The sequence below is a fragment of the Streptosporangium sandarakinum genome (genome assembly GCF_050942225.1).
Classification (GTDB): domain Bacteria; phylum Actinomycetota; class Actinomycetes; order Streptosporangiales; family Streptosporangiaceae; genus Streptosporangium; species Streptosporangium nondiastaticum.
On record NZ_CP192034.1, the window covers coordinates 4,398,896 to 4,411,376 of the forward strand.

A 12,481-nucleotide genomic window follows, 5' to 3' on the forward strand; every position below is an offset into this window, starting at 1 on the left:
CATGCCCGACGTCACACCACGCGCCGCACCCCGGCCGCACGGCGCACCGTACGGCGGACCGGGGCCTAAGCCCGGCCCGGGCCCGAGCCGGCACGCGAGCCGTACGCGGCGGCGGAGGCGGGACGGATTCGGCAGCCCGGGACCTGCCGAGCTGGTCCTGCGCTACGCGCTGCTCGTGCTGGTGCTCCTGCTGCTGATCTCGCCGTTCCTGTGGCAGCTGTCCACCTCGCTGAAGAGCCTGCACGAGGACATCTACACCGAGACCCCGAGCTTCCTGCCGAAGCAGCCCACGCTGGACAACTACGCCCAGGTCGCCGAGACCATCCCGGTGTGGTCGTACGCCGTCAACTCACTCGTCGTGGCCGCCATCGTGGTCCTGGGCAACGCCGCCGGAGCGACCCTAGCCGGTTACGCGCTGGCCCGGCTGAGGTTCCGGGGTGCGAAGCTTCTGCTCGTGGGGTTCCTGGCCACGCTGGTGCTGCCGGGCGAGGTGACGATCATCTCGCAGTACATCACCGTGCGCGGGCTCGGCCTGGCGGACACCCTGCTGGGCGTCGCGCTGCCCGGCGCGATCGGCATGCTGAACGTGCTGCTGATGCGCACCGCGTTCCAGGCCATCCCCCAGGAGATGGACGAGGCCGCGGTCATCGACGGCGCGACCCCGTGGCAGCGGCTGGTCCACATCGGCCTGCCGAACGTGCGGGGCATGCTGAGCGTGATCACGATCTTCGCGTTCATCGGGGCCTGGGACGACTTCCTGTGGCCGCTCATCGTCCTCAACGACCCGGAGAACTTCACGCTCACCGTGGGCCTGCAGTACCTCAACGGGACGTTCACCAACAACCCCCGGCTGCCGGCGGCCGGAACCATGATCTCCTTCATCCCCATCGTCATCCTTTTCGCGTCGTTGCAGAGGTTCTTCTTCCGCGGCGTCGAAGAGGGCGCGATCAAGGGCTGATCGACAACTTCACCGAGGAGTCTTTCCATGCACGACGACCGCGCCCTGGTCGAGAACCGGCTCAAGCGGGTGCTCGACGAGCGGATCCGCCCCGCGGTGTACCCCGCGTCCACGCCGCTGGACGTGGCCGTCTGGCACGCGCCCGGCGAGCCCGTGCCGGTGGCCGAGGGCCTGACGGCCTCCCCCGCGCCGATCGCGGTCGGTGACGCGTGGGGCGCGCCGTGGGGTACGAGCTGGTTCACCGTCACGGGCACGGTGCCCGCCGAGTGGGCGGGCCGGACCGTGGAGGCGATTCTCGATCTGGGCTTCGACGAGAACATGCCGGGCTTCCAGTGCGAGGGCCTGGTCTACCGGCCCGACGGCGGTCCGGTGAAGGGCCTCAACCCGCGCAACCAGTGGGTGCGGATCGGCGCCCCGGTGGAGGGCGGCGAGGAGGTACGGCTGCACATCGAGGCCGCCTCCAACCCGGTGATCCTCGACTACCACCCCTTCCTGCCCACGAAGCTCGGGGACAGGGAGACGGCCGGGAGCGAGCCGCAGTACCGGCTGGCCCGCATGGACCTGGCGGTCTTCGACGAGACCGTCTGGCAGCTCGTGATCGACCTGGAGGTGCTCGGCGAGCTGATGGCGGAGCTGCCCGTGGACGGCGCCCGCCGCTGGGAGCTGCTGCGCGCCGTCGAGCGGGCCCTCGACGCGATCGACCTGCAGGACGTCAACGGCACGGCCGCCGCCGCCCGCGCCGAGCTGGCCGGGGTGCTGGCCACGCCCGCCGCGCCCTCGGCCCACCGGATCAGCGCGGTCGGGCACGCCCACATCGACTCGGCCTGGTTGTGGCCGCTGCGCGAGACCGTGCGCAAGGTCGCCCGTACGGCCTCCAACATGACCGCGCTGCTGGAGGACGAGCCGGAGTTCGTCTTCGCCATGTCCCAGGCGCAGCAGTGGGCGTGGATCAAGGAGCACCGGCCGGAGGTCTGGGCCCGGGTCGTCAAGGCCGTGAACGATGGGCGGTTCGTCCCGGCCGGCGGCATGTGGGTGGAGTCGGACACGAACATGCCCGGATCGGAGGCCATGGCCCGGCAGTTCGTACACGGCAAGCGCTTCTTCCTGGAGGAGTTCGGCGTCGAGAACGAGGAGGCGTGGCTGCCCGACACGTTCGGCTTCGCCGCCGGGCTGCCGCAGATCATCAAGGCGGCCGGGTCGAAGCGGCTGCTCACCCAGAAGATCTCCTGGAGCCAGGTCAACAAGTTCCCCCACCACACGTTCCTGTGGGAGGGCATCGACGGCACCCGGATCTTCACCCACTTCCCGCCGGTGGACACCTACAACTGCTCGATGAAGGGCGGCGAGATCGCCCACGCCGCGCGCAACTTCAAGGACAAGGGCGTGGCGCGGCACTCACTGGCCCCCACCGGCTGGGGCGACGGAGGCGGCGGCACCACCCGCGAGATGGTCGCCAAGGCGGCCAGGATGCGCGACCTGGAGGGGTCGGCCGCCGTCGTCTGGGAGACGCCCGCCGAGTTCTTCGCCAGGGCCGAGGCGGAGTACCCCGCCCCGCCGGTCTGGGTCGGCGAGCTCTACCTGGAGCTGCACCGCGCCACGCTCACCAGCCAGGCCAAGACCAAGCAGGGCAACCGCCGCAGCGAGTCGCTGCTGCGCGAGGCCGAGCTGTGGGCGGCCACCGCGGCCGTGCGCACCGGGTTCGCCTACCCCCACGAGCGGCTCGACCGGATCTGGAAGACGGTGCTGCTCCACCAGTTCCACGACATCCTGCCCGGCTCGTCCATCGCCTGGGTGCACCGCGAGGCCGAGAAGACGTACGCCGCCGTGGCCGCCGAGTTGAACGAGATCATCGACGACGCGCAGCGGGCCCTCGCGGGGAACGCCGGCTCCGGCGAGCTGGTCTTCAACGCCGCGCCGCACGCCCGCAACGGCGTCCCGGCCGGCGGCGCGGCCATGGCCCCGGCCCCCACCCGCGGCGGACTCCGCGCGCGCGACGAGGGCGGGTACGTCCTGGACGACGGCCTGCTCCGGGTGGAGATCGACGACCGCGGCCTCGTCGTCTCCGCCTGTGACCTGCGGGCCGGGCGGGAGACGGTCGCCCCGGGGCAGGCCGCCAACCTGCTGCAGATCCACCCCGACTTCCCGAACATGTGGGACGCCTGGGACGTGGACCAGTTCTACCGGAACACGGTGACCGACCTGGTGGACGCCGACGAGGTCACGCCCGGCGAGGAGCCGGGCTCGGTCCGCGTGGTGCGCTCCTTCGGAAGGTCCAGGGTCACGCAGGTCCTCACCGTGGAGGCCGGGCGGCTCGACATCCGCACCGAGGTGGACTGGCACGAGACCGAGAAGTTCCTCAAGCTGGCCTTCCCGCTGGACGTGCACGCCGACCGCTACGCCTCCGAGAGCCAGTACGGCCACGCCTTCCGCGCCACCCACACCAACACGAGCTGGGAGGCGGCCAAGTTCGAGGCGTGCAACCACAAGTTCGTGCACCTGGAGGAGCCGGGCTGGGGCGTGGCGCTGGTCACCGACTCCACCTACGGCCACGACGTCACCCGAACCGTGCGCGCGTCCGACCGGGGCACGACCACCACGTTGCGGGTGTCGCTGCTGCGCGCGCCGCGGTTCCCCGACCCCGAGACCGACCAGGGCCTGCACCGGTTCCGGCACGCGCTGGTGCCCGGCGCGACGATCGGCGACGCGGTGCGCGAGGGCTGGTTCCTCAATCTGCCCGAGCGGCGGGTCCCGGGCGACGCCGAGGTCGCTCCGCTGGTCACCGTGGACGACGACGCGATCGTGGTGACCGCCGTGAAGCTGGCCGACGACGGGAGCGGGGACGTGGTCGTCCGCTTCCACGAGTCCCGGGGAGGCAGGGCCCGCGCCCGGATCTCCACCGGCTTCACCGCCACTGGGGTCGCCGTCACCGACCTGCTGGAGCGCCCGCTCGCCGGCACGGCCGCGCCAGAGCCGGCCGGCGGGTCGGTGGCGGTGTCGCTGCGCCCGTTCGAGCTGGTCACGCTCCGGTTCAGTCGTTCCTGATCCGCGGGTTCCGGGTCGTCGCCGACGCTCGGATTCCGGTCCCCGGCGCCACGCGGGTGCCGGGGGCCGGTTTCCACCCGCCGCCGGCATGACCCGGGCCCCGGCGCCCCACCCTGTCCGCGCGCCGAGTGCCTGTTCAGGACCGCGGGCTCCAACCTCGGCCCGCACCGCCGGGGCCGGTCACCTGGCCGTCTCCGCGAGCCGTGCCCGTGTGACCCGGACCACCGGTACGGAGACCCCGGCCTTCAGAAGGCGGTGATGGTGGCCGGGGCGCGTTCGGCGCGGCTGAGTGCCCGTAGGACGTCGGTCGGGCCGTGGCGGCGCACGGCCAGGCGGGCCAGCAGGCCGATCACCGTGTCGACGGCGCCGGGCGGGAGCGTGGGTGTCGCCACGCCCACGCTGACCGCCAGGTCGTCGGAGTGGACGGCGAGCTCCATCATCCGGGTGATCAGCATGTCGTCGAGCGCCAGTGACCATGGCCCCCACAGCGGGATGCGCACCGGCCGGTTCGCCGCCGAGGCGAGGGTGCCGTCCAGTTCCCCGAGGGCCGAGTCCACGCGCGCCACCAGTGCCGCGTGTCCTTCGACCGAGACCTCCTGACCGCCCCGCCGGATGCGGACGTTGATGTCGTCGTCGAGGCTCGCGCCGATCCAGCCCACCCGGGTGTAGTGATCCAGCAGGGCGATGGTCTCCTCGTGCGGCACCGGGCCGGTCAAAAGCCGTGGGACGGCCAGGATCTGGTAGGCCATGTGTCCCGCCAGACCGGCCACGCTGAACTCCGGCAGCGCGCTCGGCCGGCTCCAGGCGGCGGCGACCGCCGGATCACGCAGCAGATCCGCAGCCGAGCGGGCAGTGGACAGGAAATCGGCTCTGGTGTCGGTCATTCACCTACTCCTTCCAGCGAATTCCACCTGTGCGGGCCAGGCGGCGTCCCACCGCCGGCGACGGTCGCGGACAGCGGGGTACGGCGTTCCCTGCCCCTCGGGGCGGACAGAGGCCCCCACCCCGGGACAGGGGGCGCCGCGGCGTGCAGGCGTCACCGGCTACAGGCAGAACTCAGGGTCTGGCGTACTCCTGATCAGATGATCGCGCTCGTGAGTCCGCAACACGTCGGCCTCCGCCGCCAGGTACTCGCGGGCGACGTAGCCGCCGCCCCCGCACATCGGCGTGCGGCCCTCGGCCCGGCCGCGGCCGACACGGGCGAGTTCGACGCTCATGGGCTCTCCTTGGGGTCGTGGGGTCAGAGTACGGCGTGCTGTCTCCCCGGGGCAGGGGTATCACTCCACGATCTCGCCCAACGCCGCGTCTTGAGGGTGTCCAGCCGCAAGCCCCGCGACGCAGGGATGATCCGCCTCCAGGTCGCCGAGGACGCCATACCGGGCAGCGGTTCGGTGGATGATGACGCGATGATGGAGTTTCACCGCCCGGATCGAAGGTGTGGTCATGCAATTCGGGGGCGGCGGCCCCAGAAGCGCTGACCGATTGGCCCGCATCGACGTCCACGGATCAGCGGCCTATGCGGAGGCGACTCCGGTCGTCTGGAACGACATCGATTTGTTCGGCTACCCGGCCGAGGAAGTGCTGCCTCTCCTACCGGCGCCTGCCGCCGTGTCTGACAATTCCGCGTGGCGGAGCCAGAGCATCAGAGACGCGATGACGGCACCTGCGAGATAGCGGCCGGCGAGCTTGCCGAAGCGGGTGGCCATGGCCCGCCGCTGCTCGAGCTTGCCGAAACACCGCTCAACCATGTTGCTCCCCTTGCAGATCATCGAGCCGAAAGCGGGAGGGCGGCCCCCTGGGGAGGCATCTGCTTCGATGAACTCCGTGTCCCACCTGTTCTCCGCGCCCGCATGCCGGCATCGACCGGCCCGCCGAGTGCTTGCCGTCGTCTTTGTGATCATGTGCCTCGGTCCGCTCACGCTGACGGGCTGCACCCGGCCGGAGGGTCCGCCGTCGCTGCCGCCCGCCGGCGTCTACGAGCACGACGCGGCGGGTGAGAGCTCGCAGGCCGAACCGGTCCCTGCCGACGGTACGGCAGGGGCTCTCACCCGGCCGTTGAGAGAGACCGGTTGGTTCTGCGCGCAGGTCAGAGCCAACGCGGACGGCCGCGCCGTGTGGTGCCGGATCGGTCGCCGCGACGAGGCGGACACGGTCCATCCGCAGGTGGCGCAGTTCCTGCTCGACCGCGACGACCGGCTCGCCTGGGCGTGGTTCCCATCCACCCGGGTGAACCATGAGGACGACCAGGTCGCCGCGGCCGCGGCACCGGCGCTGACCGCGATCTGGCCCGGCGCCGGTGATCGTGTGCGACAGGAGATCGACGACTTCGATCTCGAGACCCGTACGACGCGGCGGAGTGACGACATCCCCCGGACGGGGTGGCGGGACACACACGCGGACTACCGCTACGACGGGCACAACGGACTGGTCGTCACCGCCCGGGACACCTCCGTGCGGCGCTGGCCGTTCGGCTCCGAGCACTACGCCACCACGATGAGCTCCGCTGTCGATGATCTTCTGGCCGGTGGTTACGACTGCTTCTATCCACCCCGGCAGAGCTGCAACCGCCCCCGGTCGAACGGCTACTTCCGGGTCGCCCTCCGTGGTGATCAGATCGTCTCGGCCCAGTTCGGCATCGGTAGCCTGATCGAGTCCGGGCGGCAACGGCACCTGCTCGGCGAGGAGTTCCCGCACGGCCTCACCTTCCTTACCGAGGCGGTCCGCCGTCCGGTCACGGAGCGCATCGAACGGTCCCGGCGATCCGGTACCGGCTTCGCCGGCATCGTGGCCGGAACGGTCGTGATCATCGACGCGAGCCGGGGCGCTGTCGAGGGAGATGACCTGGTGGCGTACTTCGACATCCAGATCGGCGTACCGCTGACCGCGACCTGATCCGGCCCTCGACGAACCGCACCCGGCTTCCGGCCTCACCCGCGTTGCCGCTGGGTTCCTGGACTCTCGTGGTGGAGGACGTGCCGCGGGAGACGTTCCTGGCGGTCTGGCGAGGGGCCGCGCCGTACCGAACCACCACCATCAGGGACGTGGCCGGATACCGGCTCACCCCGACGGACGGCGAACGCGTGGGCATGGACGCGGGACCTGTCATCCAGGCTGACGGCCGCCTTCCAGGAACCGGCGCAGGGTGTGCCGAGTACACCGAGAGACAAGGCGCCACGGAAATCGCCACCGCGCCGGACGCCACTCGACACGCGACGGAATGAATCCGGCTCGCGGGAGGGCGTCCGGGATCGGCCTTCATCGTGGATGAAGCACGAAAGGAATGTCGTCAGCCGACAGTCAGGCCCACAACGCCCATTTCGGCCCATAGGTTTCCGTGTAGACACAGGTGTAGGAGGTCCACCATCCCCACTGGATGCCGAGGCTTCCGCCATTGACGCAGTCGGAGTAGAGGTAGTAGACGTACCTGATGCTGTCGGCCTGAGCGGGGGCCGTCCCCGCCGACAGCGTCAGGCCGGTGGCCAGCGCCGCAGTGACGGCCAACGATCGAGCTTTGCCCATTGACTCTCCTTCGGGACTCGCGACGGACATCCCGGAAAGAATGACAGCGCCTCCCGCCCCCGGCGAGTCCCGAAGTTCTCGTGGCGTTCCCACGAAATCGTGACCTTGCCAGATATCGCCGGAGGCCCCCGACGTCTCTGAAACATTCACGTACGGCACCACGTGCGATGGCACCCGGAACGTCACCAGCGACGACCCCGAATACCTCCTCTGACTGCCGCTGGCGCGCACCGAAGAGGAACAACTTCGCTCAGAGGCTGCTGAGCGCGCCGCTGACCAGGAGATCCTCGCCCGATGGCGGCGCGGACGGCGTCCATGCTGCCGAAGTGCCGGGCGATCCGGCGGCTCATGGACCGGCCGGTCCCGTGGACGCCCAGCGCGCAGAACACGCGGTTCAGCGGCCGGGTTTGGGCTGCCTCGCTCGCGGCGCTGGAGGACGGCCTCGTCCCGTGCGGGCGGTGGCCGCTCCTCGTCCTCGCCGGCCTTGCGAGCCTCCAACGCGACCGCGTCCGCGGTGAGGGCTCCAGCGCGCAAGGCCGCGGCCAGGCCGGCGACGAGCTGTTCGAAGAAAGCCTCCTGGCCGCCGGAGGCGAACACGCGGTGCACCGCCTTGCCCGAATACGACAGCCGGAACGCGAACAACCAGCAGCGGACCTGCTCACCGGCCAGCCGGACCGTCACGTCCCCGAAGTCGACCTCGGCCTCGACCCCGGGCCGATACGACTGCGGGACGAACGCGTTGCTCGGCCCCCGGCCGGCCTCCGCCCAGATCTCACCCCGCCGGTCAGCCACGTAACGCCGGACCATCTGGTACGACACCTCATCGGCGCCATACTCACCGACCAGTCGGTGATCTCACCCTCCAGGGCGGACTCCAGCACAGGCTTATGTAGCCAACTGTCCGGAATCTGCTGGGCACCTCAGAAGGCCCGATCGCTGGAGGCGGACTGCCCGGTCCCGCGGTCGGCGAAACCGGGCGCATGGCTGCGTCCGGCCACCCGGACTCCGCTGTCGAGTGAGAAGCGTTTGCGCCTCGGGATCCCTTGCGGTTGGTTCGCCTTGCTGCCGGGCAGGCGCATCCGAAGCGACCCAGGGGCCTCGCTCAGGTTGAGACGGCCGCCTCCTCACGGAGGGGGAAGTGGCAGGCGACCTGGTGGATGGTGCCCTGCAACGGAGGCTCGGAGGCACAGACCTCCTGGGCGAGGGGGCAGCGGGTGCGGAAGCGACAGCCGGTCGGCGGGTTGAGCGCGCTCGGGAGCTCGCCGCGGATGGCCATGCTCGGGCTGGCCGGATGGTCAGGGGTCGGCGAGGGGACGGCGTCGATGAGCGCCTGAGTGTACGGGTGCCGCGCGGCTCGGACCACATGTTGGGCAGGCCCCATTTCCACGAGCTTCCCCAGGTACATCACGGCGATGCGGTCGGCCATGTAGTCGACCACGGACAAGTCGTGGCTGATGAACACATACGACAGGCCGAGCTCCCGCTGCAGGTCGCGCATGAGGTTGAGCACCTGGGCCTGGACCGACACGTCCAGCGCGCTGACCGGCTCGTCGGCCACGATGAGCCGAGGGCGCAGCGCCAGTGACCTGGCGAGCCCGATGCGCTGCAGCTGTCCACCGGAGAACTCGTGGGGGTACCGTTCCAGCGACCGCTCGGGCAGCCCGACCTGGTCGAGCAGCTCGGTCACCCGGGCGTGACGGGCCGCCGCGTCGCCCATCTGCTGGATCTCCAGCGGCTCGGTGAGGATGGAGTCGATGCGCATGCGCGGGTTCATGGCCGCGTAGCTGTCCTGGAACATCAGCTGCACCTGCCGGTGCATGCGGCGGCGGGCACGCCGGTCCAGCGTGGCGGTGTCGGCGCCGTCGATGATGATCTGCCCGCCGGTGGCCGGTTCGAGGCCCGCGACGAGGCGGCCGACGGTCGACTTGCCGCAGCCCGACTCACCCACAATGCCGAGTGTCTCCCCCACCCCGACGCCGAAGGACACGCCCGCCACGGCGCTGACCCGCCCGGAGGCCTTGCGTATCCCGGTGCCGCCGGCGTCGTACTCCTTCACCAGGTCCCGGACGGTCAGGAGGGGGGCGGAGTCGTCGGACACGGCCGGGGCCCTTGCCGGCGACGCCGACATCGTGAGCGGCTCGGTGACCGGGTGCAGGCAGGCATACTCATGCCCGCTACCGCTGAGGGGGACGTCCGTGGTGCGGCATTCGTCGGTGACGAAGCGGCAGCGGGCCGCGAAGCGGCATCCGCTCAGGGGCCTTGACAGGTCCGGCGGTAGGCCGGGAATGCTGTAGAGGCGGCCGTCAGCGGCGGACTCGGGCAGGGCGCGCATGAGCGCCTCGGTGTAGCGGTGCCGGGGCGAGGCGAACAGTTCGGCGGTCGTGGCGGTCTCCACCACCCGGCCGGCGTACATGACGGCCACCCGGTCGGCGCGTCCGGCGATCACTCCGAGGTCGTGGGTGACCAGGATGACCGCCATCTTGAACTCCTCGCGCAGGTCGTCGATGAGTTCGAGGATCTGACGCTGGGTGGTGACGTCCAGCGCCGTGGTCGGCTCGTCGGCGATGAGCAGGCGCGGGGAGCGGATGAGGGCCATGGCGATGACCACGCGCTGGCGCATGCCGCCCGACAGCTGGTGCGGGTAGTCGTCGACGATCTTGTCGGGGCGGGGCATGCCCACGCGGCGCAGGATCTCGATGGCCCGCTCGCGCGCCTCGGCCTTGCCGACCCCCTGGTGGACACGCAGAGGCTCGGCGACCTGGGCGCCGATGCGCATGGTCGGGTTCAGCGAGGTGAGCGGATCCTGGAAGACCATGCCCAGGTCGACACCGCGCACTCTGCGCAACTCCTTGGCGTCCAGCCCGCGCAGGTCGCGTCCGTCCAAGAGGATCTCTCCCCCGACGACGCGGCCGCCGGGGGGCAGCAGCCCCATGATCGACAGTACGGTCATGGTCTTGCCGCTACCGGACTCCCCGACGATGCCGAGCGTCTCGCCCTGGTGGACGTCGAGGTTGACGTGGTCGAGTGCGTGTACGGTGCCGCGCCGCAGCGCGATGTCGGTGCTGAGGTCGCGCAGCCGCAGCAGCGGCTGGGTGGATGCGCTCATGTGCGAATGCTCCTGCTAGCGCCGCCGGAGGCGGACCTCGAAGACGTCCCTCAGCCCGTCGCCGATGAAGTTGAAGGCGAGGACGATGAGGATGATGGCGATTCCCGGCGGATACAGCAGCCACCAGTGACCGCTGAAGGTGTCAGCCAGGCCGTCGGAGAGCATGCCGCCCCAGTTGGCTGCGGGCGGCGGCACTCCCAGGCCGAGGAACGACAGGTAGGCCACGTAGAGGATCGCGTCCGCGATCTGGAAGGTGGCGTTGACGGTCACGGTGCCGATGGCGTTGGGGATGATGTGCTTGCGTACGGCGCGGCCGCCGGTGCCGCCCATGCCGCGCATGGCCATCACGTACTCACGGGTGCGCAGGGTGAGCGCCTCGCCGCGCACCAGTCGCGCGGGGCCGAGCCAGGCGAAGGCGCCGATGATGACGATGAGCATCGGCACCGTCGGGGTGACGATGGCGGCCATGAGCATGAACAGGAACAGCGCCGGGATCGACATCATCGCGTCGACGACGCGCATCATGACGGCGTCGGCCCAGCCGCCGGCGAATCCGGCGATGGCGCCCCAGACGGTGCCCACGACCGTGGCCAGCAGGCCGGCGGCCAGGCCGACCACGATGGAGGTCTGGCCGCCGAGCATCAGGCGTCCGAGTTGGTCGTAGCCGACGCCGTCGGTGCCCAGTGGGTGCCCGGCGGTGCCGGGAGTGAGGTAGACCTGGGTGAGGTCGGTGTGGACCTGGTCGGTGTGGTAGAAGACCGGCCCGAGGAAGCAGAAGAGCGACAGCAGGCCGAAGATGCCCACGCCGACCAGGGCGAGCCGGTTCTCGCAGAAGACCTCGAAGCCCTGGCGCCACATCCCGCGGACGGGCACCTCCTCGTGCGGGGTGGCGGTCATGAGCGGCCTGCCTTGAGTCGCACGCGCGGGTCGACCGCGGCGTAGAGGATGTCGGCGATCAGCGCGCCGAGCACGGTGGCCACCGAGATCAGTAGCGTGACGCCGAGCAGGATCGGATAGTCGCGTTTGAGCGCCGCCTGCCAGAACAGCAGCCCCATGCCGGGGTAGTTGAACAGCCGCTCGACCACCAGGGCGCCGCTGAACAGTGCGGGCAGGTACATGCCGAGCAGGGTGATGACGGGGAACAGGCCGTTGCGCAGCGTGTGTCCTGCGATCACCCGGCCCTCGGACAGACCCTTGCTGCGTGCCGTGCGGACGTAGTTCTCGTTGAGGTTGTCGACCATGGACGAGCGGATGTAGCGGGAGTAGACCGCCACGGTGAGGATCGCGAGGGTGAGCGTGGGCAGCACCAGCCCGGCGGGATCCGCCAGCACCTCGGTCAGGGTGAAACCCTGCGGCGCCTCGGGCGGCAGCACCGGCCACACCTGCGAGAACAGGATGATCATCATGAGGCCCATGAAGAAGATCGGTGTGGCGTACGCCAGCAGCGACACTCCGTTGATCGCGTAGTCAGGCCAGCGGTTGCGGCGCACGGCCTGCGCCACGCCCAGGGGGACGGCCACGACGACCGCCAGCAGCGTCGAGGCCAGCGACAGCAGCATGGTCTTGGGCATGCGCTGGGCGATGGCCTCGGTCACCGACTGGTTGAGCTGGAAGGAGTAGCCGAGGTCGCCCCCGGCCAGCCGCCACAGGTACAGCGCGTACTGTTCCCACAGCGGCCGGTCGTAGCCCATCTCGTGGTTGAAGGCGGCGATCTGCTCCAGCGTCGCCTCCTTGCCCAGGATGGCCCGCGCCGCGCCGCCCGGCAGCAGGTGCAGGATCACGAACGTGATCAGCGTCACCAGGATGATGATGACCAGGGCCTGGCCCAGGCGCGTGAGGAGATACCGGGTCAACGG

General features: G+C 70.5%; 8 protein-coding genes and 1 pseudogene. 3 read left to right on the forward strand and 6 right to left on the reverse strand.

Features of this window, described 5'->3' with window-relative positions; translation table 11 throughout:
- The first annotated feature begins 1 nt into the window (after position 1).
- Positions 2-958 (forward strand): carbohydrate ABC transporter permease, encoded by a 957-nt coding sequence (locus ACQP10_RS20650; protein WP_346021125.1) that lies wholly within the window; start codon positions 2-4, stop codon positions 956-958.
- A gap of 27 nt (positions 959-985) precedes the next feature.
- Positions 986-4,000 carry an alpha-mannosidase gene (locus tag ACQP10_RS20655; RefSeq protein WP_433539517.1) on the forward strand — a complete coding sequence of 1,005 codons (3,015 nt, stop codon included), beginning with the start codon at positions 986-988 and terminating at the stop codon, positions 3,998-4,000.
- Between the two features lie 245 nt (positions 4,001-4,245).
- Here ACQP10_RS20655 and ACQP10_RS20660 read toward each other — a convergent pair whose 3' ends face one another.
- Entirely contained in the window at positions 4,246-4,884 is a 639-nt protein-coding gene (locus ACQP10_RS20660; protein WP_346021123.1) for a maleylpyruvate isomerase N-terminal domain-containing protein, read from the reverse strand.
- 159 nt (positions 4,885-5,043) lie between these two features.
- The gene (locus ACQP10_RS20665; protein WP_346021122.1) at positions 5,044-5,217 is read right to left on the reverse strand and encodes a hypothetical protein; all 174 of its coding nucleotides are present in this window, start codon (positions 5,215-5,217) and stop codon (positions 5,044-5,046) included.
- Positions 5,218-5,899: 682 nt separating this feature from the next.
- Between ACQP10_RS20665 and ACQP10_RS20670 the strand changes: the two genes are divergently transcribed.
- Positions 5,900-6,892, forward strand: a complete 993-nt coding sequence (locus tag ACQP10_RS20670; protein ID WP_433539518.1) for a hypothetical protein — start codon at positions 5,900-5,902, stop codon at positions 6,890-6,892.
- Positions 6,893-8,080: 1,188 nt separating this feature from the next.
- On the opposite strand, the pseudogene ACQP10_RS20675 reads toward ACQP10_RS20670, so the two are convergent.
- The 4 genes and pseudogenes from ACQP10_RS20675 to ACQP10_RS20690 all read right to left on the reverse strand — a co-directional run.
- Positions 8,081-8,368 (reverse strand): annotated as a pseudogene (locus tag ACQP10_RS20675) (IS21 family transposase); the annotation flags it as partial.
- Between the two features lie 253 nt (positions 8,369-8,621).
- Positions 8,622-10,625, reverse strand: a complete 2,004-nt coding sequence (locus ACQP10_RS20680) for a dipeptide ABC transporter ATP-binding protein (protein WP_399500999.1) — start codon at positions 10,623-10,625, stop codon at positions 8,622-8,624.
- A gap of 15 nt (positions 10,626-10,640) precedes the next feature.
- Positions 10,641-11,522, reverse strand: a complete 882-nt coding sequence (locus ACQP10_RS20685; protein ID WP_346021119.1) for an ABC transporter permease — start codon at positions 11,520-11,522, stop codon at positions 10,641-10,643.
- Entirely contained in the window at positions 11,519-12,478 is a 960-nt protein-coding gene (locus ACQP10_RS20690) for an ABC transporter permease (RefSeq protein ID WP_346021118.1), read from the reverse strand. The genes ACQP10_RS20685 and ACQP10_RS20690 overlap by 4 nt, the downstream gene beginning before the upstream one ends.
- Positions 12,479-12,481: the final 3 nt, after the last annotated feature.